This window comes from Arthrobacter sp. 08Y14 (assembly GCF_002929455.1).
In the GTDB taxonomy this organism is placed as follows: Bacteria; Actinomycetota; Actinomycetes; order Actinomycetales; family Micrococcaceae; genus Arthrobacter_B; species Arthrobacter_B sunyaminii.
This window is the reverse complement of sequence record NZ_PJIX01000001.1, coordinates 1,325,245-1,351,215: the sequence shown is the minus strand read 5'-3', so window position 1 is coordinate 1,351,215 and position 25,971 is coordinate 1,325,245. Positions and strand designations below refer to the sequence as shown.

26 protein-coding genes and 1 riboswitch are annotated in these 25,971 nt (G+C 65.8%); of the genes, 14 read left to right on the top strand and 12 right to left on the bottom strand.

Translation table 11 applies throughout. From position 1 onward, the window contains the following. Positions 1–95: 95 nt before the first annotated feature. From purS to CXR03_RS06500, 4 genes are all read left to right on the top strand, one after another. Entirely contained in the window at positions 96–350 is a 255-nt protein-coding gene (gene purS / locus CXR03_RS06515; RefSeq protein ID WP_104053637.1) for a phosphoribosylformylglycinamidine synthase subunit PurS, read from the top strand. A gap of 14 nt (positions 351–364) precedes the next feature. Next, positions 365–1,126, top strand: coding sequence for a phosphoribosylformylglycinamidine synthase subunit PurQ (gene purQ, locus CXR03_RS06510; protein WP_258073538.1), 762 nt, complete (start codon positions 365–367; stop codon positions 1,124–1,126). Continuing rightward, on the top strand, positions 1,127–3,436 hold the full coding sequence (purL, locus tag CXR03_RS06505; RefSeq protein ID WP_104102689.1) for a phosphoribosylformylglycinamidine synthase subunit PurL: 2,310 nt from the start codon (positions 1,127–1,129) through the stop codon (positions 3,434–3,436). A 133-nt stretch (positions 3,437–3,569) separates the two neighbouring features. Beyond that, entirely contained in the window at positions 3,570–4,118 is a 549-nt protein-coding gene (locus tag CXR03_RS06500) for a GNAT family N-acetyltransferase (protein WP_146070465.1), read from the top strand. On the opposite strand, the gene CXR03_RS06495 is transcribed toward CXR03_RS06500, so the two are convergent. Both CXR03_RS06495 and CXR03_RS06490 read right to left on the bottom strand, forming a co-directional pair. Next, positions 4,079–4,648, bottom strand: a complete 570-nt coding sequence (locus CXR03_RS06495) for a DUF1990 family protein (protein WP_104102686.1) — start codon at positions 4,646–4,648, stop codon at positions 4,079–4,081. The two genes, CXR03_RS06500 and CXR03_RS06495, sit on opposite strands and share 40 nt — an antisense overlap. Then, positions 4,645–5,031, bottom strand: a complete 387-nt coding sequence (locus CXR03_RS06490) for an MmcQ/YjbR family DNA-binding protein (protein ID WP_104102888.1) — start codon at positions 5,029–5,031, stop codon at positions 4,645–4,647. Before CXR03_RS06490 ends, CXR03_RS06495 begins: the two co-directional genes overlap by 4 nt. A gap of 114 nt (positions 5,032–5,145) precedes the next feature. Here CXR03_RS06490 and CXR03_RS06485 point away from each other — a divergent pair, with 114 nt between their 5' ends. Then, positions 5,146–5,973: a DUF1206 domain-containing protein gene (locus CXR03_RS06485; protein ID WP_258073515.1), complete on the top strand. Its 828-nt coding sequence runs from the start codon at positions 5,146–5,148 to the stop codon at positions 5,971–5,973. A gap of 4 nt (positions 5,974–5,977) precedes the next feature. Here the strand turns inward: CXR03_RS06485 and CXR03_RS06480 are convergent, their stop codons facing one another. The 3 genes from CXR03_RS06480 to CXR03_RS06470 all read right to left on the bottom strand — a co-directional run bounded on the left by CXR03_RS06480 (position 5,978) and on the right by CXR03_RS06470 (position 8,620). Then, positions 5,978–6,397 (bottom strand): CoA-binding protein, encoded by a 420-nt coding sequence (locus CXR03_RS06480; RefSeq protein ID WP_104102684.1) that lies wholly within the window; start codon positions 6,395–6,397, stop codon positions 5,978–5,980. Positions 6,398–6,454: 57 nt separating this feature from the next. Next, positions 6,455–7,072: an alpha/beta fold hydrolase gene (locus CXR03_RS06475; protein ID WP_104102683.1), complete on the bottom strand. Its 618-nt coding sequence runs from the start codon at positions 7,070–7,072 to the stop codon at positions 6,455–6,457. 126 nt (positions 7,073–7,198) lie between these two features. Then, positions 7,199–8,620 (bottom strand): LLM class flavin-dependent oxidoreductase, encoded by a 1,422-nt coding sequence (locus CXR03_RS06470; RefSeq protein ID WP_258073514.1) that lies wholly within the window; start codon positions 8,618–8,620, stop codon positions 7,199–7,201. A gap of 35 nt (positions 8,621–8,655) precedes the next feature. Beyond that, a riboswitch (SAM riboswitch) is annotated at positions 8,656–8,770 on the bottom strand. On the opposite strand from CXR03_RS06470, the gene CXR03_RS06465 reads away from it, so the two are divergent. From CXR03_RS06465 to acs, 5 genes are all read left to right on the top strand, one after another. Continuing rightward, positions 8,728–9,762: a hypothetical protein gene (locus tag CXR03_RS06465; protein ID WP_181034506.1), complete on the top strand. Its 1,035-nt coding sequence runs from the start codon at positions 8,728–8,730 to the stop codon at positions 9,760–9,762. Its footprint overlaps the riboswitch before it by 43 nt. A 230-nt stretch (positions 9,763–9,992) precedes the next feature. Beyond that, positions 9,993–10,814: an ABC transporter ATP-binding protein gene (locus CXR03_RS06460; RefSeq protein WP_104102680.1), complete on the top strand. Its 822-nt coding sequence runs from the start codon at positions 9,993–9,995 to the stop codon at positions 10,812–10,814. Positions 10,815–10,922: 108 nt separating this feature from the next. After that, complete coding sequence (locus CXR03_RS06455; protein ID WP_104102678.1) at positions 10,923–11,984, top strand: aliphatic sulfonate ABC transporter substrate-binding protein; 1,062 nt, start codon at positions 10,923–10,925, stop codon at positions 11,982–11,984. 65 nt (positions 11,985–12,049) lie between these two features. Next, positions 12,050–12,808 carry an ABC transporter permease gene (locus tag CXR03_RS06450; RefSeq protein ID WP_258073537.1) on the top strand — a complete coding sequence of 253 codons (759 nt, stop codon included), beginning with the start codon at positions 12,050–12,052 and terminating at the stop codon, positions 12,806–12,808. 32 nt (positions 12,809–12,840) lie between these two features. Beyond that, on the top strand, positions 12,841–14,862 hold the full coding sequence (gene acs / locus CXR03_RS06445) for an acetate--CoA ligase (protein ID WP_181034516.1): 2,022 nt from the start codon (positions 12,841–12,843) through the stop codon (positions 14,860–14,862). Here acs and CXR03_RS06440 read toward each other — a convergent pair. Next, positions 14,856–15,116: a hypothetical protein gene (locus CXR03_RS06440; RefSeq protein WP_104102675.1), complete on the bottom strand. Its 261-nt coding sequence runs from the start codon at positions 15,114–15,116 to the stop codon at positions 14,856–14,858. The two genes, acs and CXR03_RS06440, sit on opposite strands and share 7 nt — an antisense overlap. Positions 15,117–15,285: 169 nt before the next feature. Here CXR03_RS06440 and CXR03_RS06435 point away from each other — a divergent pair, with 169 nt between their 5' ends. Beyond that, entirely contained in the window at positions 15,286–16,680 is a 1,395-nt protein-coding gene (locus CXR03_RS06435; RefSeq protein WP_104102674.1) for an O-acetylhomoserine aminocarboxypropyltransferase/cysteine synthase family protein, read from the top strand. Further along, a complete protein-coding gene (locus CXR03_RS06430) occupies positions 16,670–17,173 on the top strand; it encodes a CoA-binding protein (RefSeq protein ID WP_104053625.1) in 504 nt (167 codons plus the stop codon). The genes CXR03_RS06435 and CXR03_RS06430 overlap by 11 nt, the downstream gene beginning before the upstream one ends. On the opposite strand, the gene CXR03_RS06425 is transcribed toward CXR03_RS06430, so the two are convergent. From CXR03_RS06425 to CXR03_RS06415, 3 genes are all read right to left on the bottom strand, one after another. Beyond that, positions 17,170–18,003, bottom strand: coding sequence for a hypothetical protein (locus CXR03_RS06425; RefSeq protein WP_104102672.1), 834 nt, complete (start codon positions 18,001–18,003; stop codon positions 17,170–17,172). The genes CXR03_RS06430 and CXR03_RS06425 overlap by 4 nt on opposite strands. Then, entirely contained in the window at positions 17,987–18,547 is a 561-nt protein-coding gene (locus tag CXR03_RS06420; RefSeq protein WP_258073513.1) for an RNA polymerase sigma factor, read from the bottom strand. Before CXR03_RS06420 ends, CXR03_RS06425 begins: the two co-directional genes overlap by 17 nt. 358 nt (positions 18,548–18,905) lie before the next feature. After that, positions 18,906–19,712 carry a carbon-nitrogen hydrolase family protein gene (locus CXR03_RS06415; protein WP_104102669.1) on the bottom strand — a complete coding sequence of 269 codons (807 nt, stop codon included), beginning with the start codon at positions 19,710–19,712 and terminating at the stop codon, positions 18,906–18,908. Positions 19,713–19,864: 152 nt separating this feature from the next. Here CXR03_RS06415 and CXR03_RS06410 point away from each other — a divergent pair, with 152 nt between their 5' ends. Further along, positions 19,865–20,857, top strand: coding sequence for a DUF2804 domain-containing protein (locus tag CXR03_RS06410; protein WP_104102882.1), 993 nt, complete (start codon positions 19,865–19,867; stop codon positions 20,855–20,857). A 6-nt stretch (positions 20,858–20,863) separates the two neighbouring features. Here CXR03_RS06410 and CXR03_RS06405 read toward each other — a convergent pair whose 3' ends face one another. From CXR03_RS06405 to CXR03_RS06395, 3 genes are all read right to left on the bottom strand, one after another. Beyond that, positions 20,864–22,345: a tetratricopeptide repeat protein gene (locus CXR03_RS06405; RefSeq protein WP_104102668.1), complete on the bottom strand. Its 1,482-nt coding sequence runs from the start codon at positions 22,343–22,345 to the stop codon at positions 20,864–20,866. Continuing rightward, the gene (locus CXR03_RS06400; RefSeq protein WP_104102666.1) at positions 22,342–23,625 is read right to left on the bottom strand and encodes an AAA family ATPase; all 1,284 of its coding nucleotides are present in this window, start codon (positions 23,623–23,625) and stop codon (positions 22,342–22,344) included. The genes CXR03_RS06405 and CXR03_RS06400 overlap by 4 nt, the downstream gene beginning before the upstream one ends. 216 nt (positions 23,626–23,841) lie before the next feature. Then, a complete protein-coding gene (locus CXR03_RS06395; protein WP_104102665.1) occupies positions 23,842–25,131 on the bottom strand; it encodes an adenylosuccinate synthase in 1,290 nt (429 codons plus the stop codon). Positions 25,132–25,361: 230 nt separating this feature from the next. Here CXR03_RS06395 and CXR03_RS06390 point away from each other — a divergent pair, with 230 nt between their 5' ends. Beyond that, entirely contained in the window at positions 25,362–25,955 is a 594-nt protein-coding gene (locus CXR03_RS06390) for a hypothetical protein (protein ID WP_104102663.1), read from the top strand. Positions 25,956–25,971: the final 16 nt, after the last annotated feature.

Genomic DNA, 25,971 nt, shown 5'->3' with positions numbered 1-25,971 from the left:
CCGCTAGACTGGACAGTGCAAGCTCGCGGAGCGCTGAATCAGCGTGAGACGGCAGGGTCCGCGGCCACCCATTTTCTCTTACAGGAGTTGCCCGGATGCCCCGGATCGTTGTTGACGTTATGCCCAAACCCGAAATCCTCGATCCGCAGGGCAAGGCCATCGCCGGCGCCCTCCCGCGCCTGGGCCTGACCGGATTTACCGGTGTCCGCCAGGGCAAGCGCTTCGAACTGACCGTGGACGGCGACGTGACTGAAGAAGTCCTCGAGCAGGCACGCACGGCAGCCGCCACGCTGCTGTCCAACCCCGTTATTGAAGACGTCACCCGCGTTGAAGTAATCCCGGAGGCCTGATTTTGAGCACTCCCCTGATCGGCGACTTTTCAGTCGCCCCCGAAAACGATGCCCTGCGGGCCGTTCGGATTGGCATTGTCACCTTCCCCGGCACCCTGGACGACCGCGACGCCGCCCGTGCGGTAACGCTCGCCGGCGGCACCGCCGTCGGCCTCTGGCACAACGAAGCGAACCTGCAGTCCGTGGACGCCGTCATCATTCCCGGCGGTTTCTCCTACGGGGACTACCTCCGAGCCGGGGCCATTGCCCGCTTTGCGCCGCTGATGGACAATGTGGTGGATGCCTCAAAGGGCGGCATGCCCGTGCTGGGCATCTGCAACGGCTTCCAGATCCTCACCGAGGCACATCTGCTGCCCGGCTCCATGATCAAGAACAACCACCTCAAGTTCTCCTGCGCGGACCAGCTGCTGCGCGTGGAAAACAACACCACGGCCTGGACCGGTTCCTACGAGAAAAACTCCGGCATGGTCATTCCCCTGAAAAACCAGGACGGCCAGTACGTCGCTGATGAAAAGACGCTGGACGAGCTCGAGGGTGAAGGCCGCGTGGTGTTCCGCTACGACGGCGCCAACCCCAACGGCTCCCGCCGGAACATTGCCGGCATCACCAACGCCGCCGGCAACGTCGTTGGACTCATGCCGCACCCCGAACACGCGGTAGAGGCCGGCTTCGGCCCGGATTCCTCCGCCTACGGCGAGGTCGGGCTGGGCTACGGCACCGACGGCCTGGGCATCTTCACCTCAGTTCTCACCTCGCTTGTTGCCGGAGGCAAATAAATGACAGTTTCCGCAGACTCCCCCGCCGGAGCGAAGAAATTCCGCATCGACACCGTCGAGCACGCCGCCGCCACCCCGGACACCGACCTTCCCTGGGCTGAACTCGGCCTGAAGGAAGACGAATACAACCGCGTTGTGGAAATCCTGGGCCGCCGCCCCACCGCGGCGGAACTGGCCATGTACTCGGTCATGTGGTCCGAGCACTGCTCCTACAAGTCCTCCAAGGTGCACCTGAAACAGTTCGGTGAAAAGGTCACCGAGAAGATGAAGGAGCACCTGCTGGTGGGCATCGGCGAGAACGCCGGCGTCGTGGACATCGGCGAGGGCTGGGCCGTGACCTTCAAGGTGGAATCCCACAACCACCCCTCCTTCGTGGAGCCCTACCAGGGCGCCGCGACCGGCGTTGGCGGCATTGTCCGCGACATCATTTCCATGGGCGCCCGCCCGGTGGCCGTGATGGACCCGCTGCGCTTCGGCGCCATCGACCATCCCGACACCGCCCGGCTGGTGCACGGCATCGTCTCCGGCATCGGCGGCTACGGCAACTCCCTGGGCCTGCCGAACATCGGCGGCGAAGTGGTCTTTGACTCCGTGTACCAGGGCAACCCGCTGGTCAACGCGCTGGCCGTGGGCGTCATGCGCCACGAGGACATCCGCCTGGCCAACGCCTCCGGCACCGGCAACAAGGTGGTCCTTTTCGGTGCGCGCACCGGCGGCGACGGCATCGGCGGAGCGTCCGTGCTGGCCTCCGAGTCCTTCGACGCCACCAAACCGTCCAAGCGCCCCGCCGTGCAGGTGGGCGATCCGTTCGCGGAAAAGGTCCTCATCGAGTGCTGCCTGGAACTGTTCAAGGCTTCCGTGGTGGAGGGCATCCAGGACCTGGGTGCGGCCGGCATCTCCTGCGCGACGTCGGAACTGGCTTCCAACGGCGACGGCGGCATGCACGTGGAGCTGACCAACGTGCTGCTGCGCGATCCCACCCTGACCCCGGGCGAAATCCTGATGTCAGAGTCGCAGGAACGCATGATGGCCGTGGTCACGCCGGAGAACGTTGAGGCGTTCGAGGCCATCATGGACAAGTGGAACGTGGAGTACTCCTGGCTCGGCGAGGTCACCGGCACCGGCCGGCTGATCATCGACTGGGACGGCGAAACGATCGTCGACGTCGATCCCAAGACCGTGGCGCACGAGGGCCCGGTGTACCACCGCCCCTTCCACCGCCCCGAATGGCAGGACAAGGTGCAGGCCGACGCGTTTGCCGGCACCCGCCCGTTCGGCGCCGAGGCCATCAAGGCGTCCATCCTGGAGCTGATGGCTTCCCCCAACATGTGCGACAAGTCCTGGGTCACCAACCAGTTTGACCGCTACGTCCAGGGCAACACCGCACTGGCAATGCCCGACGACGCCGGCGTCATCCGCGTGGATGAGACAACCGGTTTGGGCGTGGCCATTTCCACCGACGCCAACGGCCGTTACACCTACCTCAACCCTTATGAGGGTGCGCGTCTGGCCCTGGCCGAGTCCTACCGCAACGTGGCCACCTCCGGGGCCACCCCGCTGGCGGTCACCGACTGCCTGAACTTCGGCTCCCCCGAGGATCCCGAGGTCATGTGGCAGTTCGCCGAGGCCGTCCGCGGCCTGGCCGACGGCTGTCAGGAACTGGGCATCCCGGTCACCGGCGGCAACGTCTCCCTGTACAACCAGACCGGCGGCGTTGCCATCCACCCCACCCCCGTGGTGGGTGTGCTGGGCGTGTTCGACGACGTCGCCCGCCGCACGCCGTCGGGCTGGCGCGAAGACGGTCAGGCCATCTACCTGATGGGCGTCACGAAGGACGAGCTGGACGGCTCAGAATTCGCCAACCTGCGCGGCCACCTGGGCGGACAGCCGCCCGCGGTGGACCTGAAGACGGAAAAGCTGCTCGGCGAGCTGCTGGTCAACGCCTCCCGCGACGGCATGATCGACGCCGCGCATGACCTCTCCGAAGGCGGTCTCGCAGCGGCCCTGTCCGAAATGGCGCTGCGGTTTGGCGTGGGCGCGCGAATCGGTCTGGACGAGGTGTGCGAGCGCGACGGCGTGGACCTGTTCACGATGCTGTTCTCCGAGTCCCAGTCCCGCGCCCTGGTGTCCGTGGCCCGCAGTGAAGAGGTCCGGTTCAAGGACATGTGCTCCGCCCGCGGCTATGCGCACATGCGCATTGGCGTGGTGGACACCGAGATTGAGGCGCTGGACTTCCAGGGCCACTTCTCGCTGCCACTGGCCGAGTTGAAGGAAGCCCACGAGGGAACCCTGCCGAAGCATTTCGGCTAACCTCCTCTCCGTCCGCTGAGGGCGGCAGGTGCTTGTCCCGTCCGGGGCCGCGCCTGCCGCCCTCTATTACGATGTGGGGAAGATCTCTTTTCCCGACTGTGAGCCAGGCCTGCCTGACGTGCACAATTATGCTGTGACCCTTACCCCCGAACGTTCGGCACCGGCCTCCGGCGTCATCACCGACCGGCTGAATCTGGACGCCGTTTCCGCTGCGGAGATGGATGCCCTCATCGGCCAGTCCCGCCTGCCCGACTGGGCAGAGGACTTTCCCCAGCCCACCGACCTCGACGCCGCCCGGCAGTTATTCGAACAGGGCCTTCACACCGCTGCCAATGCGCTGGCGACACGGCTGATCCGCGAGCGGGAGACGGGCGAGGTGGTGGGAAGCATCGGCTTCCTCCTGCTGCCCGAAGACGGCGACGTGGAAGTGAGCTACAGCGTGGTCCCTTCCCGCCGGAAGCGGGGCTATGCCACTGAGGCACTGATTTCGCTCGCCCGGCTGGCTCTGGACGACCCCACGGTTTCAAGGGTCCTTGCCCACACGGACGAGGAGAACACTGCCTCCCAGGAACTTCTGCTCACCGCAGGTTTCATCCCGTTGGAGATTCCCGGTTTGGGCCTCGCCTTTGCCCTGCTCCGCGATCAGCTCCCGGCAGCCAGCCCGGAGGCCGCGGCCAAGTAGCGCCGGGTGATGAAGGCCTGCACTCCGCGGTTGGCGAAGTCTCCGGCAGCTATCACCTTGTTGGCGGGGCGGCTGTAGGCAGCGATGCGGAAGATGAGCTTTCCGTCGCCGTCCAGTTCAGCGTAGAAACCCTCTTCGCCCCGTTCCGGATGCCCGCGAAGGGTTCCGTAGCCGAAGCCGGCCCGCTGCCCCGGAACCGGGGCGCCGTCGTCGTCCACTGCGGGCTCATCAGCCCACAAAACCCGGCAGGGAGCATAGTAGCGCAGCGGTCCCGCGCCGATCCCTGAGGCCATTTCCACTCCCGGCGCCGCACGCGGCGTACCCGGCGCCACCCGCAGCCCGCTTCTCCGGTGCAAATCCCAGTTCAGGATTCCGTTGGCCAGCCGCAGGTACCCGGCCGCCGGATCCGGAATGTCAAAACTCTCCCGGCGCAGCACCAGCCGGTAGCCTTCAGGCCACCGGTCGGTCAGCGGCTGCGGAAAGGGCCGGCGGGTGTAGCCGCTTTCCGCATAGCTCAGATCCCGGCTCATCCACCCGCCAGCCCTTTCCAGGCCAGCGACTCGCGGTCCCGTGCCGGAAGGGAGGCCACCACCAGATCATAGGAATCCTCCACCAAATCGCGCACCAGCCCGTCCTCCAGTCCGTCATCCAGCACCACGGAATTCCAGTGGGTCTTGTTCATGTGCCAGGCACCGTTGATTTGCGGATGTGCGGCCCGCAGCTGCCGGGCCAACTCCGGCTCACACTTCAGGCTGATCGTCAGCGGAAGACCGCCCAGCGCACACAGGGCAAACATTTTCGCCTTGCCACCGGTTGCCTGGACCTTGAACACAGACGATTCCGGACCAAAAGGGAAGTCCTCGTAAGCGCCCGGGAAGCCCAGGCACAACCGCCTTACCTCTGCCGCGTCCATCATCCGAGCGTAGTCCGCCGCCCCGCGGCCGCGCCACAAGTGACAGGATGGAGGGCGGACAACTCATCAACCCGGCGCGCACCCACACGTGTGCCCACCTAACGGAGGACAGTTTTGGCTGGAACAGGACATGGGGACCGGCTCGCTTCGGCCGCGGAGAAAGCTGCGGATTCGAAGGGGTTTGAACGGGCCGCGCGCATGGGATACGTCGCCAGCGGAGTGCTGCACCTGCTGATCGGCGTGATCGCCCTGCAGATTGCGGCCGGCAGCGGCGGCAGCGCGGATTCCTCCGGCGCCGTCTCTGCCCTGGCTGCCCAGCCCGGCGGACTGGTTCTGCTCTGGATCTGTTTCCTGGGCTGCCTCGCCCTCGCGCTGTTTCAGGCATCGCGCGTCTGGCTGGACGGCCGCGGGCGGCAGGGCAAAGACGCCTGGAAAGTGCGAGGCTCCGCGGCCACCCAGGCCATCACCTACGGTGCCATCGGCGTATCCTTCGGCACCGTTGCCCTGGGCGGCGGCACGGACAGCGGCGAGAGTTCCGCAGGCTGGAGCGCCAAGCTGATGGCGCAGCCGGCGGGCGCCGTCCTGCTCGGTCTCGTGGGACTTGGCATCGTCGTGGTCGGAGGCTACTTCATTTTCAAGGGCGCCACCGGACGTTTCCGCAAGGATTTGACGGCGATTCCGGCGGGCATCTGGGACCGCGCCGTCACCATTACCGGCACGCTGGGCTTTGTCGCCAAGGGAGTGTCCCTGGCTATTCTGGGCATCCTGGTGATGGTGGCCGCTTTCACGGCCGACCCGGAGAAGTCCACCGGGCTCGACGGCGCACTCCACGCCCTGCGCGAGCAGCCCTTCGGCGTGCTGGCGCTGGGAGCCGTGGGCGCGGGAATGATCTGTTACGGGTTGTACACCGGGATCCTGCGCGCCCGGTTCGCCAAGCTGTAACGGGTCAGAGACCGAACCGGGGAGCTTCGATGACGGGACAGGTATCCATGACCACGTCCAGCCCGGCGTCGGCCGCCCGCTGCGCCGCCGCCTCGTCAATGACACCCAGCTGGAGCCACACCGCCTTCGCGCCTGCCTCGATGGCCTGATCCACGATGTCCCCGACACGGGAGGAATTCACGAAGCAGTCAACAACGTCGATCTGGCCGGGAATTTCGCTGAGCCGCCGGTAGCCCTTGTTGCCGTGGACATCGTCTCCCTTCAGGCTCACCGGGATGATTTCCATTCCAAGGTGGTCCTGGACGTAACGGGAGACGCCGACGGCGGTGCGGCGCGGATTGTTGGACAGGCCCACCACCGCCCAGCGGGCGCCCTTGTTGGTCAGAAGTGCTTCGACAACTGCGGATTTATTGACGTGTGGCATCTGCCGTCCTTCGGTGGGCTCCTGGATTGGGGTCCAGCTTACGCCCGACTGCCTGCCTCAGCTCAGGAAAGATTCGATGGCATCGGCCAGGGCGGTCTCCGGAACGCTGGCCGTGTTGCCTTCCAGCAGCTGGAACTCCCCTTCATCCAGGGCATCGGCGGCCCGCCGGGCCAGATCCTGCGTTTCGTTGCCGCTGGAGCTCCCTGCCAGCACCAGCACGGGCACCTGCACACCGCCGAGTCCCTCAAGTTCCGTCTGCAGCACCAGCATCTCGTCTTCACCCTCGTCCAGGGCCAGGGTCGGCTCCAGCGCGACAACCCGCGTGATGACGGCGGATTCCTCGGCGGCGCGCAGCGCCAGGAAGGCACCCGACGCGAACCCGTAGAGGTCAGCCCTTCCGCCGGCCACCTGCACCACTGCCAGCAGGTCATCAACGTCGGACTCGGCCGTGTACTCTTCCCCCACGTCGCTTTCACCCAGTCCGCGGCGGTCATACGTGTAGACGGTGTGGTTTTCGGAGAGCAGCTGCGCCAGGGCCCGGGTACTGGAACTGTTGCGGTCAGCTGTCAGCGGATCCACGATCACCAGGGGCGGACCGCCGCCCTGCCGGGACCAGGCGATGCGGGTGCCGTCGGCGGAAAGGGCCATGCCGGTGGCGCTGGGTGAGGGTTCCATAGCGGACTCCTGCTCGCTAAAGGGGTTCACTGCGCGGACCCTTCAAACGTAAGGAGGCAGTCGGTCCCCGGTCAATGGCCCCGCCCGGAACCCGCCCCGCAAACCTCCGGCCGGACGGCGGAACCCTCAGCGTGCCGGAGTCCCTGCCGGCTGCAGACGGAAGGACGCGCCGCGGTGGTTTTCGGGCAGCTTGTCACCGGCACCGAAGAGCTTGTGGCGCAGCGTCCCCGGGGTATATTCCGTCCGGTAGGCACCGCGCTTCTGCAGCTCCGGCACCACAAACTCCACCACGTCCTCGAAGGTACCCGGGGTAATGGCGTAGGCCAGGTTGAAGCCGTCCACATCGGTCTCTTCCACCCACCGGATGAGCTCCTCGGCGACGTCGGACCCCGAGCCCACCAGCCGCGGACCCAGCCCGCCGATCCCCGCGGATTCGGCGATGTCGCGCACCGTCCAGGGTTCGCCGTCGTCCTTCGCTTTTTGGAAGTTGTCCGAGGCAGACTGGATCGCATTGGACTGCACATTGCCCAGCGGCTCGTCCAGGTTGTAGGTGGACAGGTCCACGCCGAGCCAGCCGGACATCAGGGCCAGGGCGCCCTCGTCGCTGGCGTACCGCTGGTAGTCCAAATGCTTGGCTTCGGCTTCCTCTGATGTTGCCGCGGTGATGATGGTCAGCAGCGTGTAGATCCGGATGGAGTGGCGGTCCCGGCCGGCAGCTTCGGCGGCATCACGAATCCGGGTGACCGTGGCCCTGAGCTTTTCCTTCGTGGGCGCGCCCACGAAGACGGCCTCGGCATTGCCGGCCGCAAAGGCAATGCCCCGCGGCGAGGCGCCGGCCTGGAAGATCACCGGAGTGCGCTGCGGTGACGGCTCACTGATATGGATGCCGGGAACCTTGAAGTACTTGCCCTCATGGTTGATGTCATGCACCTTCGCCGGGTCGGTGAAGATGCCGCTGTCCTTGTCCCGGACGACGGCGTCATCCTCCCAGGAGCCTTCCAGCAGCTTGTAGATCACCTCGAGGTATTCATCCGCGTGGTTGTAGCGCTCGTCGTGCTCAAGCTGGTCTTCGGCACCCATGTTGCGGGCCGCCGAGGGCAGGTAGCCGGTGACCACGTTCCAGCCAACCCGGCCGTTGGTGAGGTGGTCCAGGGTGGAGAGGCGCCGCGCAAAGGGGTAGGGGTGTTCATAGGCTGTTCCCGCGGTGATGCCGAAGCTGAGGTTCTCGGTGACCAGTGCCATGGCGGAGACCAAAAGCAGCGGGTCATTCACCGGCACCTGGGTGCCCTGCCGCAGTGTGGCCTCGTTGGAGTTTCCATACACGTCATAGGTGCCCAGGACGTCTGCGATAAAGATGCCGTCAAACAATCCGCGCTCGCAGGTTTGGGCCAGGTTGGCCCAATAGCGGAGGTCCGTGTAGTTCGCGGACTGGTCCTGCGGATGGCGCCACAGTCCCGGAGACTGATGGCCCACGCAGTTCATGTCAAAGGCGTTGAACCGGATCTGCCGCCGGCTGTTCTGATGTGTTGAGGAAGATGATTCGGACACAGGGAAATCCTTCGGGACGGGACGCACCCGCTGGGGCGCCGTACTTGCCGTTCGCGGACGCGACACGGCCGGATCCTCATCTGGGGCACCCCGCTACGGAAAGAGGGTTGCCGCCCAACCAGCCAGAGCTTTTCGTTGGGACTCATGATCCTTCGCCACCAGTATTTGCATACCCGGACGGGCAGGGGAAATACATGACACTGTGTGAACCGCAGCCGTTAACCTGCGGTCATGAATCCGCCGGCCTGCCTGCTGCACTTGTCCACAAGCGGCAATTTCTCTTTCCCCCGCCCCCGTGCAGCGCTACGGTCACCCCCATGAAGAATCACGTCGGCTGGATAGTGCCCTTGGCAGGAATTGCGGTGGTTTGGTTCTTTGGTCCGCTTGTCCTGAATGCCGTGGCCGCTTCCGCGTTGGGCGTCATCCCCAAGGGCCTCATAGTGCTGGCCCTATTCGCCGGATGCATATTCCTGGGCATTTATCTGCTGATAAAGGTCATTCAGAACGGGCACCGAACATTCCGCGCCCACCGCCGCTCCGGAGGTCATCTCAATAAAGCCGAGAGGGCTCAGGCCGATTTACAGCGGACGTATGACGAAGCGTGGTCCGCGGCACGGGTTCTGACGGACGGGCTTCGCCGGGGGCAGGCCCCTCCAACCCAAGAGGTGTGGGGAGTTGTGCTGGAACCGGGGGAATCGGTTCACCTTTTCATAAACGCCGATTATGCGCGTTTTTACGGCCTCAACGGAACTTATGTTCACACGTCCGGATTCTTCTGGGGCCGGCCTTCCTTTGTCCTTGCAGGTGTTGGGCTGACGGCTCTCGCCAATCGTTCCCGGCGGCGTGCAGCCCAGGCGGTATCGCTTCAACAATGGCGGGAAAAACAACACACGCAAATGTTCCTGACAGACCGCAAGATTATTGCCCAGGTGAACGGAAGATGGCTCAGCTTTCCCTATTCGCAGATTTCCGCCTGCTACCCGGAACCTGAAAACTGCAGTCTGGTACTGGAGTTCTATTCTTATGAGCCCCTCCTGATCGGCGGGCCCGAAGCACCGCTGGCCATCGCGTATCTGGTCTGGGCCCTGTACGGCGAACACGGACTGGCGGCGCATCCGGCGCTGCAGAGCCTGCGCTCCTGACGGGGCGTCGAAATATTACGCGGGGGACTTGCCGGTTTCCGCAATCGCGCGTTTAGTTGCTCTTGACCATCCCGAGCGGCTGAGAGACCTGGATCAGTGAAGCCGCAGCAACCCTGGTTGCCGTACCTCCTCCTTGAGGGACGGCGATAGCGAGGACAACACCGCAGGAGGCCTCCCGGCCCAAGGCGTTATCCGTAGGGTGCTACTGCCAGGACCGATGGAGAGTTAACATGACCGCTCTGGCTTCACAGTCCCCTGCCGCGCCGCCCCAAACGCGCGCCGCCGGCTCCGCCCTTCCCGTTTCCTTTTCCTCCCTTGGCCGCGCTTTCGGCTCGGGCGGTGAAACCCACCAGGTGCTGCGGGACATCACCTTTGACGTACATGCCGGCGAAGTCCTGGCCATCCTGGGCTCCAGCGGCTGCGGAAAGTCCACGCTCCTGCGGGCCGCAGCCGGCCTGGACGCTCCAACCACCGGGGAAGTCCGGATCAACGGAACACCCGTCCGCGGCATTGATGACCGATGCGCCGTCGCGTTCCAGGAACCGCGGCTGCTGCCCTGGCAAACCCTGCAGGCCAACATCGCCATGGGCCTGCCCAAGGGCATCAGCGCCAAGAACGGCAAGGCCAAGGTGGCCGAACTGCTGGAGCTGGTGGAACTGGCCGCATTCGCCAAACACCGTCCCCGGGCAGTTTCCGGCGGCATGGCGCAGCGCGCCTCTCTTGCCCGGGCCCTGGCCCGCACGCCCGGCGTGCTCCTGCTGGATGAACCGTTCGGTGCACTGGATGCCCTGACCCGGCTGAAGATGCAGGACCTGCTGCTCTCGGTTCACCGGGCCACCCCCACCACGGTGCTGCTGGTAACCCACGACGTGGATGAAGCCCTCCAGCTGGCAGACCGCATCATCGTCCTGGGCAGGGAGCCCGGTGTTGCCGGAGCCACCATTACGGACACCATCACCGTGCCCGGCCCGCGCCCGCGGAACCGCGCCTCGGCCGAGCTGGCCCGAATGCGCGGCGAGCTCCTGGCCCGCCTCGGCGTCGACCGCCACTAAAACTCCTCCCCGGCGTCACCCCTTTAAGGGCCGCTACCCCCGCCGTTCTGCGCCCATTTTGCGCATGAACCGCGATGCCTCGCAGCCAACTCATCAGAAAGAATTCCCATGAACAGCCGTTCCCTCAATTCCCCCTCAGCTTCCCGCACCGCGCTCAAGGCCCTGGCCGCAGCCGCCGCCGCAGCTTCCCTGCTGCTCACCGGTTGCGTGGCAGGCGAGGATTCAGATGCCGCCGCCGACGCGGGCGCAGCCGACGGCGGAACCCTCACCCTCGACTTCGCCACCTACAACCCGCTCAGCCTGATCATCAAGGACCAGGGCTGGCTGGAATCCGCTCTGGCCGACGACGGCGTCACGGTGGAGTGGGTGCAGTCGGCCGGCTCCAACAAGGCCAATGAGAACCTGCGCTCCGGGGCGGTCGACGTCGGTTCCACCGCAGGCTCCGCAGCACTGCTGCACCGCGCCAACGGATCCCCGATCAAGGCCATCGACATTTTCTCCCAGCCGGAATGGGCGGCCCTGGCGGTGGGCGCCGACTCGGACATCACCTCCGTGGCGGACCTCAAAGGCAAGTCCGTAGCGGCCACCAAGGGCACCGACCCCTACTTCTTCCTGGTCCAGGCCCTGGACGAAGCCGGACTGAGCCTGGATGACGTCACCGTGGAACAACTGCAGCACGCGGACGGCCGGAGCGCCCTGGAAAACGGATCTGTGGATGCCTGGGCAGGGCTGGATCCGATCATGGCGGGTGCCGAACAAAACGGTGCCCGGTTGATCCACCGCAACCTGGACTTCAACACCTACGGCATCCTTGCCGCCAACGAATCCTTCCTGAAAGACGATCCGGAACTGGCCCAGGCGGTGGTCAACGCATATGAGAAGGCCCGCGCGTGGGCTGCCGAAAACCCGGAGGAAACGGCGCAGATCCTGGCCGATGTTGCCGGCCTGGACCTGGCAGTGGCCCAGACCGTGGTGCTGGAACGCAGCAACCTCGACGTGGACCCGGCCCCGGGTGAGGCCCAGCGCAGCGTGCTCGAGAAAATCGGTCCCACGCTGGTGGAAACCGGGGACGTCTCGAGCCAGGACGCCGTGGACAAGGCACTGGACGGCCTGTTTGATGACTCCTTCGTGAAGTCCGCTGATCCCGAGTCCATTTCGGATGCACAGTGAGCTCGGTCCTGAAGACGCCGGCATCCGCGAGCGCCGGTGCCGGGAATCCAGCGCCGGCCGGCACCATCCTGACCAGCCGCTGGACCCGCGCGGGACTGGGCCTGGTGGTTCCCGTCCTGGTACTGGCCGCCTGGCAGATCAGCACAGCCGCCGGAATCTTCAGTCCGGTCCAGCTCCCCTCGCCGTCAGCCGTCTACACTGCCGCAGCTGACCTGATCGGCCGCGGCCAGCTGGGCAACCACGTAGCCATCTCCACCCAGCGGGTGCTCATCGGTTTCGCTGCCGGCGGGCTGCTGGGCCTGGCACTGGGCGCCGTGCTGGGGCTGTCCCGCCTGGCCGACATCCTGCTGGGTCCGATGATCGGCGCACTGCGTGCCGTGCCGTCGCTGGCCTGGGTGCCCCTGCTGATCCTGTGGCTGAAGATCGGCGAGGACTCCAAAATCACGCTGATCGCTATCGGCGCCTTCTTCCCGGTGTTCACCACCGTGTCACTGGCCCTGCGCCACGTGGACCGGAACCTGGTGGAGGCCGCCCGCGCCTTCGGACTCAACGGGCTGAAACTCCTGACCACGGTGCAGCTGCCCGCCGTCGTTCCGGCAGTGTTCTCCGGGCTGCGCCTGGCGCTGGCGCAGTCCTGGCTGTTCCTCGTGGCCGCGGAGCTCATCGCCTCTTCCATGGGGCTGGGCTTCCTGCTGACCGATTCGCAAAACAACGGGCGCACCGACCGGCTGCTGCTGGCCATCATCCTGCTGGCGGTGATCGGCAAGATTACCGACGCCCTGCTGGGGCTGGCCGAAAAGAAGGCGGTGGCCAAATGGGCCTGAGCACCACACTGCAGGAAACGCTCGAAGAATCAATGCAGGCCCGGCAGGGCACGGCGGCGGACCCGCAAACCGAACCCGGGCGCATCGCCTTCTGGGAGGCGGCAGCCCGCCGGCTGCAGTGGGAGCAGCCCTGGCACACGGCGCACACGTTTACCCCGCCGCAGCGGCTCAGCGGACCGGAGACCCCGGAGCCCGAGGCCGAGGCCGAGTACAGCGTCCCTGCCATCGAATGGTTTGCCGGGGGAACCCTGAACGTGGCGGTGAACTGCGTGGACCGCCATGTTGCCGCCGGCCGCGGCCACAAGGTGGCCCTGCACTTTGAGGGCGAACCCGGAGACCGGCGCACCGTCACCTACGCGGATCTGCAGCGCGAGGTCTGCCGCGCCGCCAACGCGCTGCTGAACCTGGGCATCGGCAAAGGTGACCGCGTGGTCATCTATCTGCCGGTCATCGTGGAAACCATCGTCATCACGCTGGCCTGCGCCCGGATCGGCGCTGTCCATTCCCTGGTATTCGGCGGCTTTTCCGCCGAGGCCCTGAAGTTCCGGGTTGAGGACACCGGTGCCAAGCTGCTGGTCACCACCGACGGCCAGTTCCGCCGCGGCGCCGCCGTGCCGGTGAAGGACAATGCCGATGCAGCCGTGTCCGGGGCCAACGCCGTCGAGCACGTTCTGGTGGTCCGCCGCACCGGCTGCGACATCGCCTGGACCGAAGGCCGCGACCTCTGGTGGCACGAGACCGTGGACACCGCCTCCGACGTCCACGAACCCGAGGCGTTCGATGCCGAAACACCGTTGTTCATCATGTACACGTCCGGAACCACCGGTCGCCCCAAGGGCCTCGTGCACACCATGGGCGGTTACCTGACCCAGGCGTCCTGGAGCTATGAGTTCCTTTTCGCCAACCCGGACGAACGTGCACGGGAAGCGGACGTCCACTGGTGCACCGCGGATCTGGCCTGGGTCACCGCGCACACCTACGAGATCTACGGACCGCTCTCCAACGGCGTCACCCAGGTGATCTTCGAGGGCACCCCGAACACCCCGCATCCCGGACGGCATTTCGAGATCATCGAGCGCTACAAGGTGACCAGTTACTACACCGCTCCCACCTTGGTCCGGTCGCTGATGGGCTGGTTCCCCGACGGTGTCCCGGACACCTGGGATTTGTCCTCCATCCGCCTGCTCGGCACCGTGGGCGAGGCCGTGAATCCCGAGGCGTGGCGGTGGATGCGCGGGCAGCTCGGCCGCGGCGAAGTTCCCGTGATCGACACCTGGTGGCAGTCCGAAACCGGCGCCACCATCCTCTCCCCGCGTCCCACCGACACCGGTTTCAAGCCCGGCTGTGCCTCCCGCGCCCTGCCCGGGGTGTCCACCCGGATTGTGGATGAGGCCGGAAACCCGGTTCCCCCGCACACCCAGGGGTTCATCGTGGTGGACAAAACCGGTCCGGCCATGGCCCGCACCGTCTGGGGCGATCCGCAGCGTTATCTGGCCTCCTACTGGCGGCAGTACGCACGGCAGGGCTGGTTTCTCGCCGGTGACGGTGCCAAGTATGACGACGACGGCGACACCTGGATCCTGGGCCGCACCGACGACGTCCTCAACGTCTCCGGACACCGGCTGTCCACTATTGAAATCGAGTCCGCGCTGGTGTCCCATCCCTGGGTCACCGAAGCCGGGGTCTGCCCGGTTGCGGATCCGAAGACCGGGCATGCCATTGCCGCATTCGTCGTGCTGTCCTCCGCTGCGCCCGCCGCGGGTACCGAAACGGGTACCGAAGTGGGCACTGAACCGGATTCGGATTTCACCCAGCGGGTCACGGCCGAGCTCCGGGCACACGTTGCCCGGCAGATCGGGCCGATCGCCAAGCCGGCCGCCGTCGTCGTGGTCCCTGATGTTCCCAAGACGCGTTCCGGAAAGATCATGCGCCGTCTGCTGACGCAGCTGTTCGAGGGCACGCAGCTGGGCGACACAACCAGCCTGCAGAATGAACCGTGCATCGCCGACATCGCGGATGTGTGTGAAGCGCGCCGCAGCGGGGCTCCTCAGTGAACGCGGGCCAGGGTCACCCGGTCCAGCACCACCACGCCGCCCATCAGGCGGTGGATGCGCACGAATTCCGTGGGCGAAACCTCCAGCATGGTGGTGTCCGCCTTGGCCGGCAGCAGGTCAGCGTGCATGCCCTCCAGCAGTTCCAGGAACAGCCGGTTAGCCTCCACCGGCGGCATCGGATCGGTGGCGGTGACCTTGTGTGTTGCGGCTGCAACTTTGTAGCCGGTCTCGATGACAACCACGTATCGGTCCATTGGGATCCTGCCCTTCGTCGTGCCGTCCGGCTCCCCCGCCGCTGTCCGTCTCGGATCTGCGGTCCTGCCCAGCCTTGCAGTCCTGTTCCCCATTGTTCGTCCGCCGCCCTCTACTTGCAACGATCAACGAGCCGCTTAGCCGCGGCCACCAGAAAGGAGCACTCATTTCATGAGTGATCGCCAGTTTGGCTTCCGGACCCGTGCCCTGCACGCCGGCGGAACCCCCGACGCCACGCACGGTGCACGCGCCGTGCCCATCTACCAGAGCACGTCCTTTGTCTTCAAGGACACCGACGACGCCGCCAACCTGTTCTCGCTGCAGAAGTACGGCAACATTTACTCGCGGATCGGCAACCCCACGGTGGCGGCCTTCGAGGAGCGCATCGCATCCCTGGAGGGCGGCATCGGAGCCGTGGCGACGGCGTCGGGCATGTCCGCGGAATTCGTCACCTTCGCCGCCTTGTGCGGAGCCGGTGACCACATTGTGGCCGCCGCCCAGCTGTACGGCGGCACCGTCACCCAGCTGGACGTGACCCTGCGCCGGTTCGGGATCGACACCACCTTCGTGGCCGGCACGGACCCGGCCGACTATGCCGCGGCCATTCGGGAGAACACCAAGGCCGTCTACGCCGAGGTGGTTGCCAATCCCAGCGGCGAGGTCACCGACATTGCCGGGCTGGCTCAGGTCGCGCACGACGCCGGTGTGCCGTTGATCCTGGACGCCACCTTGAGCACGCCGTACCTCGTGCGGCCGTTTGAGCACGGCGCGGACATTGTGATCCATTCCGCCACCAAGTTCCTCGGCGGGCACGGCACCACCCTGGGCGGCGTTGTCGTCGAATCCGGAAAGTTCAACTGGGGCAATGGAAAGTTTCCCGCCATGACCGAGCCCGTGGCCAGCTACGGCAACATTTCCTGGTGGGGAAACTTCGGCGAGTACGGGTTCCTGACGAAGCTGCGCTCGGAGCAGCTGCGGGACATTGGCCCCTCGCTCAGCGCCCAGTCGGCGTTCCAGCTTCTGCAGGGCGTGGAAACCCTGCCGCAGCGGTTGGACGAGCATCTGCGCAACGCCTCCGCAGTGGCGCAGTGGCTGGAAGCCGATCCGCGCGTGTCCTGGGTCAGCTATGCCGGATTGCCGTCCCATCCGCACTACGAGCGGGCCCGAAGGTACCTGCCCAAGGGACCGGGATCGGTCTTCAGCTTCGGTGTGCGCGGGGGCCGGGAGGCCGGCAAGGCGTTCATCGAGGCCCTGCAGCTGGCGTCGCATCTGGCGAACGTGGGTGACTCGCGAACCCTGGTGATCCACCCGGGCTCCACCACGCACGGTCAGCTCTCCCCCGAACAGCTTGCCGCCGCCGGAGTCGCGGAGGATCTGGTGCGGATTTCGGTTGGCTTGGAGGACCTTGAGGACATCCTCTGGGATCTGGACCAGGCTCTGGCTGTTGCAGCGTCTGCACCGCAGGCCGGATCCGAATCAGGCGTTCCCGCCGCCGCTGCCTTGTCCGGCACCGCCCCGCAGGCCGCCCGCGCCTTTGATCTTGAGGAGTCCGCCCATGTCCGCTGAAGCCGCCGCACCGCGCACCTGGGAGGGCCCGAGCGCCCCGGAACGGCTGGCGCTGCTGCGCCGGGCCAAGTCCATCGCGATTGTCGGCGCCTCGGACAAACCCTCACGGGCGTCCTATTTTGTGGCAACGTACCTGTTGTCCTCCTCGCCGTACACGGTCTATTTCGTGAACCCGGTCGCCAAGGAGATTCTGGGGCAGCCGGTCTACGCGTCGCTGGCTGACCTGCCGGAGGTGCCCGACATTGTGGATGTGTTCCGCCGCCATGATGACCTGCCCTCCGTGCTGCAGGAGAGCATCGCCGTCGGTGCGAAAACGCTCTGGCTGCAGCTGGGATCCTGGCACGAGGAGGTGGCCCGAGACGCGGAAGCTGCCGGGTTGGATGTAGTGATGGACCGCTGCGTGAAGATTGAACACGCCCGCTTCCACGGCGGTTTGAACCTGGCGGGTTTCAATACCGGGGTCATTTCCTCCAAGCGGCAGCTGACCGCTTAAGGCCTGCCGGCTCCGCCGGGCCTCTCGGCGGAGCCCCGGCCGGGGTTACCGGCATGCTTGTCAGCGGATTGCTTGTTCTCGGCCTGCTTCCCGCCGGCGCCGCCGGGCTCTCCGACGAGGCTGTGGAACCCGTCCGGACGCACGCTGCCGTTCCGGCCGTCGGGGCGGACGCCCGTGTCCGCCCCGGGGCCCCGGTCTGGGGTGCCGGAATCAGCCCCTGTCACGTCGTCGTCCTCACACTCGGGATCCACTGCTTCGGGATCCACTGCCTCGGGAAGCCCGGGGCCGGGATGAACCGGTGCAGCGCCGGCAGGGGGCACGGAGACACCGCCGTCCTCCCCGGATTCCGGGCCGGAGACGCCACTCGGATCCCCAGGAGAGGAGGCGTCCGCAGCCACCGGTGCGGCCAGGTCCACGTTATTGGTGTCCTCCGGGATGACCTCGACGGGAGCTGGAATCTCCGCCTCTGCATCCTGGGCGGTGTTTTCCTGTCCCGAAACCGTTTCGTGGTCGGCTGTTATCGCTGAGCTGGCGGTCAGGCGCAGGCCGGTGCCGGTATTGGCAGCCACACCGGTTGCTCCGGCTGCCATCGCAGCGGCCAGCGTGAAACTCAGGATGAGGCCCCGGTGGCGCCGCTGCGGCCGCTTAGGCGCAGGTTCCGGCCCTTCTGATAGCAGTTGGCCCAGCTCGCCGGTTGGAACCGGTGCGGACGCGCCGGAGTAGAACCGAAGCTTCCGCAGCCCCTCCAACAGCTCAGGGCTTTCCTCGACCCCCGATTCAGTCAGGAGCCGCCGGATCATGATGTCGTCCTGGTCAGGCGATTTGTTCATGATCGGGCACCTCCTCGTGTTCCATCCGGTCCTTCAGGGTCTTTAGGGCCCTACCCTGCAGTTGTTTGACGGCACCGGCGCTGATGCCCATGATCTTGGCTGTTTCTTCGATGGAGAGATCCGCCACGACGCGCAGCAGCAACACTTCCTGGTGACGGCGCCTCAAGCCCTGAAGCAGTGCGCTCACCCCGGAGGCTGACCCCAGCACGGTTTCCTCGGCTGATGAGCTGAACCTGGCATCAGCATGGGGGTCAAACTGTGCCAACACGGGTTGGCGTTCCCGGCGCCGCACGTCATCGACCATGCGGGCGTGGGCCACGGAAAAGGCAAAAGTCCGTAATCCGCTGACCCCTCCGGTGAGGTTCCCCAGCTTGCCGAACAGGGTCAGGAAGACTTCCTGGGTGAGCGCCTCAGGATCGTCGCAGCCCTTGCCGGCGAGATACGCCAGTATGGAGGGAGCCAGGAACTCATAAATCTCGCGCAGGGCCCGGGGCTGACCCTCACGAGCAGCGGAAAGGATTTCCTCAGTCGGGGTTATGGCCAAGGGGCGGTCTTTCCCTCGCGGAAGATGAGCATCCCACATGATATCCCGCGGACGTAAAGAAACATCCGCACCGGGGCTCGTTGGGGGGATAAGCCTCGGTGCGGACGTTCCAAGAGAGTAATCGTTACCGGTTCCAAAAAGGTTACGCCCCGCTGAAAACTTTTTCGAAATTTCTTCCCGGCACTATTCGCCCCTTTGATTCCGGGGTACGCGCAGTATGCGGGGCAGCGGACCCAGGCGGAACGGAATCCGGGTGAAGATGGCCGGAAGTTTGCGCCCACCGGTCCCCTTCGGTTGTTCCTCGGAGCAGCCTACCAACCGACGGCGCAACGCTCCTGCAGCTGTTTGGCCGGTGTACTTACCCGGCGGAATTTATCTGTTCGTTCGCCGCAAACCGCCGGTTCTTCAGCACGGGCAGGAACTCGCGCACATCGTCTATCCGTTTCCGGGTAACTTCCGCGGTGACCACGGCCTCGGGTTCGTCGTCGAGGAATGCCTGCGGCACTCCCATGGGGTCGAGGATGGCCGAGTGCCCCACCGTGTGCCGGCTGGAAGTCCCCGCAGCAGCCACCCAGACCGTGTTTTCAATGGCACGGGCCTTAAGCAGGGTTTCCCAGTGTTCAATCTTGTGCTCGCCCTTGAACCACGCGGCGGGAACGGCCAGCAAATCAGCACCCTTGTCGGTCAGGGCACGGGCCAGTTCGGGGAAACGGATGTCATAACAGGTCATCAGACCCACGTTGATGCCGTTGAGTTCCACCACTTTCACGCCGCCGTCGCCGGGTTTAATCCGGGAGGACTCGGAGTAGCTGAACGCGTCGTAGAGGTGCAGTTTGCGGTAGGTGTCAGCAATCCGGCCGGTCTCGTCGATGAGCACCAGGGTGTTGTAGGGACGTTCCTCCCCGCTGGACTCATAGCCGCCCGCAACAACGGCCATGCCCAGTTCCGCTGCCAGCAGCGACAATTGCTGGACAAAAGTGGTCCAGCCGGCATCCACCGCAGCCGCCAGGGAACCTTCCACCTTGCCCACACTGAACATGGACTCCTCAGGAAACACGATCAGCTCGGAGCCGTCCGCCTTGGCCTTGGCCGCCAGCGAGCGCATCACCTCGAGGTTCGCTCCGACGTCGCCCGCGGGACTGAACTGACCTACGCTCACCAACATTGTGCGGCACCGCCTTTTATCTGGGCTGAAGTTTCTCCCCCAGCCTAGACCAGGACCGCTGGGCCCGGCACGGAAACAGCGGGCGCAAAAGGCAAGCCCCGGCCGGGGTGGTGCGCCGGCGGGTGCCGCTGACCCGCCTAGACTTGGGCCGCATGAACGAACTCACGCTGCCGACGGATCTCACCACCGCCCGCGGAACCCTCAACCCGGAGGCGGTGGGCTACTCCCGCTCACCGCTGCACCGCACTCCGCTCGCCGGCAACACGGCCTCCCGGATGCGCACCAAGCGCTGGGAATACTGGGGCGTGCTCACGCCGGAGCTGGCGGTCGGCATGACCATCGTGAACCTTGGCTACGCCGCGACGCTGCAAATCTACGTCCTGAACCGTGCAACCGGCGAGGAAGTCAGTAGTGAACCGCTGAAGATCCTGCCCGGCGCCGCGGACATCGTGCTCCCGGATACCCTGCCTCCGCTCACGGCACTGGGCACCGCGGGGGACGTGACGCTGCGTTTCCACGACGACGGCGGCGGCACCCGCCTGCGCGCCCGCTCCCCGCGGGTGTCGGTGGACTTGTACGCCCCGGCGTCGGGCGATGTGCTGGGAGTGGTGGTGCCGTGGTCGGACCGGCGGTTCCAGTACACCCTCAAGGACGTGGCGCGAAGCGTGTCCGGAACAGTGACCGTAGACGGCAAAGTCTTCACAGTGGGGGCAGATGCCTTTGCCGTGCTGGACCGCGGACGGGGCCGCTGGCCTTACCGGACCACCTGGACCTGGGGTGCCGGATCAGGAACCGTGAACGGTACCCGGCTTGGCCTGCAGATCGGCGGACAGTGGACCGCCGGAACTCCGGCCACGGAAAACGCCCTCATTGTTGACGGCCGGCTGCACCATTACGACGGCGAACTGGAGTTCACGTACGATCTCTCGGATCCCGCCTCCACCTGGACCGTGCACGGTCCGTGGATCGACGCCGTGCTCACCCCCTTCCACCGCAGGGAGTCCGCCACCAAGCTGGGTGTCATTTCCTCGGAGATCTGGCAGGCCTTTGGCACCTGGACCGGAACGGCGCGCACCCCGGACGGCACCAGTTACTCCCTGGACGGGCTGGGCGGCTGGATCGAGGAGGCCCGGCACCGCTGGTAGGCCTGCTTACTCAGGCATGGCGTTGGAGACCAGGATTCCGGCGCCGACGATGAAGAGGATCAGCGGAACAAACGTAATGCGCAGGGTGTAGGCCACTGCATCCCATGCTCCGTGCCTGCGGGCGGAAGACTCCCGTCCCGCGGGCTTTTGCAGCACCCTGCCCACCACGAAGGGATTGTCCGCACCGAGGGCAAGCTGCAGGCGGGCAAGGTATGCCGCGCGTGCCAGCCAGAGCAGTGCTGCCAGGCAAGCTCCCGCCCCCGCGGCGGCAGGTGTATCCGATTCGGAAAGCCCGGCCACCGACATCCCGGCGATGCCGAGAATCAACCCGGCCCAGGCAATCCGCCGGGTCGACAGGTATATCTTCACGCGGTTGTTCCAGTAGGCACGCCTGGCGTCCGCATCGGCATCGGGCCAAGCGGAGAAGAGCTCGGGGTACTGCCCCTGGCCCAGCAGGTGCTGGCTGGCAATGACCGGAACCGCCGTCAGGGCCAGCGCGACGGCACCGAGCTGGCTGCCCCCGGACAGGGCAACCCAGAGCGCACTCACGCTCACCCATGCTTCTGCCGCTGCCGCACACTTCACAGCCCTGAGCGCCCGGGGTGATGAGCGGAGCTCTCCCCGCAAATATCCCCGCGGCAGCCGTCCTTCGAGCCGGCGGAAGGACAGGAAGAAGAACACGGAAACCGCCGCGGTCAGCCCCAGGGCCACCAGCGCTGCAGCCGCCGGATGCGGCAGGACCAGTCCGGAAGTGACACCGAAAACCAAGCCCTGCAGCCACGGCAGGTAGAAGAGCCGCCGCAGTCCCTGGAAGGCCAGGGCACGCAGGTCTTCCGCGCTTTCATCATCAAACGGGTTGGATGCCAGCTGGGAGGACAACAGCGGTGCACGGTCGCCCACCACCCGCTCACCGCCGTCGACAATCCCGGCGGCCTGAAGCAGCACCGCACTGTTGGGGTGGGCTGCGAGGCCGGTCCGCAGCAGATCAAGTGCCTGGTCTTTGCGGCCCAGCAGGTCTGCTGCCCGGCTTCCCAGCGCAAACGCGTCCTCGAGTTCCGCTGACAAATTGATGGCGTTCAGGGCGGCCTGTAATGCAGTCCACAGGTCCGTCCCGTTCGAACGGCGGTAAAAATGGGCGGAGGCAACGGCAAGGTGCGCGGAAGGTTCCTGCGGATGTTCCGCGGCGGCGTGGAGCGCAGCTTCCACGGACTCGTCACCGCGCCTGAGCCATCCCAAAACATAGCTGAGCAGCACCAGCGCCGGAAGCATATTCGGGACCAGGTTCAAGGCCTGCCGGACGGCACGTTCGGATTCTTCCAGCTCCCCGGTGCTGGCCAGCCCGCTTCCCAGGTAGAACCAGAGCCGCTCGTCATCCAAGTGGTGGCCGATCTGGTCCCGGAGCAGCGCCACAGCTTCCTCGTGCCTGCCCGCCTGTGCATAGGCGGTGCACCGGACGGCGATCAGATCCGGGTCGAGGACGTCGCTCACAGGATGCTGCGGGAGCGCAGGTATTCGGCCAGGTCGTTGTAGCGGCCGTGGTCGTTGCTGAATTTCACCACGTTCCGGGAGGACTCCAGCCAGGCGAGGGTGGAGGGCCCGATTTCCTCCAGCGCCGCATCAATGTGCGTCATGCTGATGGGGCAGATCCGGTTGGCCTGGATGGATTCCGTCATGGCCTTTTCAGCCGCGGTCACGCAGATGTGGGCCAGGTCCGCGCCGGAAAACATCTCCGTCCGGGACGCGATGCTGGTCAGGTCAATTCCGGCCAGCGGACGGTCCTTGAGGTGGTACTCCAGAATGGTGCGGCGCGCCTCAAAGTCCGGCGGCGTCACCAGCAGCGTACGGTCCAGCCGTCCGGGCCGGAGCAGGGCCTCGTCCAGATCCCAGGGGTGGTTGGTGGCGGCCAGCAGGTACAGGCCGTCATTGTTGCCCGCCATGGAGTCCATCTCGATGAGCAGCTGGTTGACCATTTGCCGGATCATGGCGTGGTGGCCCAGTCCGCTGCGCTTCATTCCGATGGCGTCCACTTCATCCAAAAACAGGACGGTTGGCGAGTGGGCCCGGGCGGAGTCGAAGACGGCCTTCATGTTCTTCTCGGTCACCCCGTGGTACGGATCCAGGATGTCCGTCATGGTCACGGACATAAAGACGGCGCCCAGTTCTCCCGCCACTGCGCGGGCCAGGAACGTTTTTCCGCAGCCGGGCGGCCCGTACAGCAGCAGACCGCCGCGCAGCGACTTGCCGAAGGCCTTGGCAAGCTCTGCATTCTTCATGGGCTGCATGAAGGACTCGTTCAGCCGCTTCTTGACGGCCTCCAGACCGCCCACGTCCTTGAGGGTGACCGGCGGGGTTTCGGGTTCCGGCGGAGCCACGCCCTCGCGGCTCTCTCCTGCTGCCAGCTGCGGTTCCGCCACGAAGGGCGGCGGAACATCGGAGCCAACCTCGGTTTCCGCGCGGGTCCAGTCGAAAGCGGCGGCAGCAGGTTCTTCCGGGTCGGAGACGGGGTCCGGTTCCGTGGCGGGGTCGGCACTCGGGACACCGGAGGCCGTGGTGGCGGACGCCGAGGTCAGCGCTGCCACGGTGCGGCTGAGCAGCTCCAGTGCCGCCTCATGGGTCGGCTCCTGCTGCAGCACGGCGTTTACCTCGCCGATTGTTTCGGTATGCCGGCCTGCTGCCAGCAGCATTTCCGCTACGTGAAGGCGAAGCCCTGCGTCCTCCGGGCTGGCTTCAACGGCCCGCCTGAGGCTGGCCAATACGTCGTCGTTCATTTCCCCGTGGTCCTTCCCCCGATATGCGTGACACCAATTACTCTGCCACGGCGGCGGTCCAATGGCGGGGAACCACGGGCTGCAAGACGCTGACTTTGCCGTCCGGTGGACGACGCCGTGCGGACCAGCTGGTTGGACCGCAGCTCAGACGGAAGCTGCGTTAACGGGAGCCGGGGACCATGCGGGCTCCCGCATCGTCCCCGGCTAACGGGCACCCTATTCGGAAATCAGGTCCCGCACCACAATGGTCTGGTCGCGGTCCGGGCCCACGCCGATGGCGGAGAAACGGGTGCCGGACATCTTCTCCAGGGCCAGCACGTAGTTGCGGGCGTTCTCCGGCAGGTCCTCAAGGGTCTTGGCGCCGGTGATGTCCTCGGTCCAGCCGTCAAAGTACTCGAAGATCGGCTTGGCGTGGTGGAAATCGGTCTGCGTCATCGGCATTTCGTCGAAACGCACGCCGTCGACGTCGTAAGCCACGCACACCGGAATCTTCTCAATGCCGGTGAGCACGTCCAGCTTGGTCACGAAGTAGTCCGTGAAGCCGTTGACGCGCGAGGCATGGCGGGCCAGCACGGCGTCGTACCAGCCGCAGCGGCGCGGCCGGCCGGTGTTCACGCCAAACTCGCCGCCGGTCTTTTGCAGGTACAGGCCCATGTCATCGAACAGTTCGGTGGGGAACGGACCGGCGCCCACGCGGGTGGTGTAGGCCTTGATGATGCCCACCGAGCGGGTGATGCGGGTGGGGCCGATGCCCGAGCCCACCGACGCACCGCCGGCGGTCGGGTTGGAAGAGGTCACAAACGGATAGGTGCCGTGGTCCACGTCCAGGAACGTTGCCTGGCCGCCTTCCATCAGGATGACCTTGCCCTCGTCCAGCGCCCGGTTCAGCTCAAACGTTGAGTCAATGACCATGGGGCGCAGCCGGTCCGCGTAGGACAGGAAGTATTCAACGATCTCTTCAACGTCCACGTCGCGGCGGTTGTAGACCTTGACCAGCAGCTGGTTCTTCTGGCGCAGGGAGCCTTCAACCTTCTGCCGCAGGATGGACTCGTCGAAGATGTCCTGGACGCGGATGCCCAGGCGGGCCACCTTGTCCATGTAGGCCGGGCCGATGCCGCGGCCGGTGGTGCCGATGGCGCGCTTGCCCAGGAACCGTTCGGTGACCTTGTCCATGACCTGGTGGAACGGGGCCACGAGGTGGGCGTTGGCGGAGATGCGCAGCTTGGAGGTGTCCGCCCCGCGTGCTTCCAGCCCGTCAATCTCGGTGAAGAGGGCTTCGAGGTTCACCACGCAGCCGTTGCCGATGACCGGAATGGCGTTGGGGCTCAGGATGCCTGCCGGCAGAAGCTTGAGTTCGTATTTTTCACCGCCGACGACGACGGTGTGGCCGGCGTTGTTTCCGCCGTTGGGCTTGACGACGTAGTCGACACGGCCCCCGAGCAGGTCAGTGGCCTTACCTTTACCTTCGTCGCCCCACTGGGCGCCGACGATGACAATTGCGGGCATGGGATCCTCCCCCATTAGTTACGAAAGGGAGAAAAACGCCGACGGCGCGATCCGCTTCCGTGCATGAGAACGCCCCTAAACTCCCAAGCCGGACCTGAAATGGCTGTGGGCCGGTCTGGCCGGAGTCGCGGGGCTCTTACCTGTCAAGTTTAGCCGATTGTAGGTCCGGTACTCTTTTGGAAGCGCCATAAGATGTATTCCGCCCGGTGTTACCCGGGTAGCGTGGCCGGATGGACCGTTTTGTGGGCTACATCGCCGGCATTGGAACAGCCTCCGGCACCCGGATGGTGGTGGGCCACTGGCTGGAGTCGCCATTTGGCGCGTTCACGGATGTCATGGCGGAGAACGCCGCCGGGTCACGCCTGCTCCTGGCCCCCAGTTCCGAGGTTGCGGACTACGTGTCCGGTACTTATTCCTTTGATGCGGTGGACGTGTTCGACGTCGATTCGCGGCTCACGGCGGACCGGCTCCTGGTCAGCGCTGGGCCGCTGCGGCTCAGGGCCGAGCTGGGACCGCGCACCTTCCTCGGGCAGCTGCTGGAGCGGATTCCGCCCGCTGTCGCGGTGCATCCGCGCTGGCTGGCCGCCATCAGCCCCCTGGCCGGGCTACTGGTGCCCGGTGTCCGGACGTCGGGGTCTGCGGGCGCCGGACGGCGCGAGTACTACGGGGTCCGGTCCATCCGGTCCGTCACGGGAGCACTGGCCAGCTGGGACGGCCGGGATCTGGGCGGTTTGTCACCTGTAGATCCGCCGGTCCGGTTCGGTTTCAGCTCAGTGCCGCCGAAACCGCAGATAGTGGCTGTGACTACCAGCATTGTTTCGTGACGAGCTTTTGACCCGA

Coding starts and splice junctions, on each gene's coding strand:
- purS (WP_104053637.1), top strand. CDS start 96: ATGCCCCGGATCGTTGTTGACGTTATGCCCAAACCCGAAATCCTCGAT.
- purL (WP_104102689.1), top strand. CDS start 1,127: ATGACAGTTTCCGCAGACTCCCCCGCCGGAGCGAAGAAATTCCGCATC.
- CXR03_RS06495 (WP_104102686.1), bottom strand. CDS start 4,648: ATGAGCCGGGATCTGAGCTATGCGGAAAGCGGCTACACCCGCCGGCCC.
- CXR03_RS06490 (WP_104102888.1), bottom strand. CDS start 5,031: ATGGACGCGGCAGAGGTAAGGCGGTTGTGCCTGGGCTTCCCGGGCGCT.
- CXR03_RS06480 (WP_104102684.1), bottom strand. CDS start 6,397: ATGCCACACGTCAATAAATCCGCAGTTGTCGAAGCACTTCTGACCAAC.
- CXR03_RS06475 (WP_104102683.1), bottom strand. CDS start 7,072: ATGGAACCCTCACCCAGCGCCACCGGCATGGCCCTTTCCGCCGACGGC.
- CXR03_RS06460 (WP_104102680.1), top strand. CDS start 9,993: ATGACCGCTCTGGCTTCACAGTCCCCTGCCGCGCCGCCCCAAACGCGC.
- CXR03_RS06455 (WP_104102678.1), top strand. CDS start 10,923: ATGAACAGCCGTTCCCTCAATTCCCCCTCAGCTTCCCGCACCGCGCTC.
- acs (WP_181034516.1), top strand. CDS start 12,841: ATGCAGGCCCGGCAGGGCACGGCGGCGGACCCGCAAACCGAACCCGGG.
- CXR03_RS06440 (WP_104102675.1), bottom strand. CDS start 15,116: ATGGACCGATACGTGGTTGTCATCGAGACCGGCTACAAAGTTGCAGCC.
- CXR03_RS06435 (WP_104102674.1), top strand. CDS start 15,286: ATGAGTGATCGCCAGTTTGGCTTCCGGACCCGTGCCCTGCACGCCGGC.
- CXR03_RS06430 (WP_104053625.1), top strand. CDS start 16,670: ATGTCCGCTGAAGCCGCCGCACCGCGCACCTGGGAGGGCCCGAGCGCC.
- CXR03_RS06425 (WP_104102672.1), bottom strand. CDS start 18,003: ATGAACAAATCGCCTGACCAGGACGACATCATGATCCGGCGGCTCCTG.
- CXR03_RS06415 (WP_104102669.1), bottom strand. CDS start 19,712: ATGTTGGTGAGCGTAGGTCAGTTCAGTCCCGCGGGCGACGTCGGAGCG.
- CXR03_RS06410 (WP_104102882.1), top strand. CDS start 19,865: ATGAACGAACTCACGCTGCCGACGGATCTCACCACCGCCCGCGGAACC.
- CXR03_RS06400 (WP_104102666.1), bottom strand. CDS start 23,625: ATGAACGACGACGTATTGGCCAGCCTCAGGCGGGCCGTTGAAGCCAGC.
- CXR03_RS06395 (WP_104102665.1), bottom strand. CDS start 25,131: ATGCCCGCAATTGTCATCGTCGGCGCCCAGTGGGGCGACGAAGGTAAA.
- CXR03_RS06390 (WP_104102663.1), top strand. CDS start 25,362: ATGGACCGTTTTGTGGGCTACATCGCCGGCATTGGAACAGCCTCCGGC.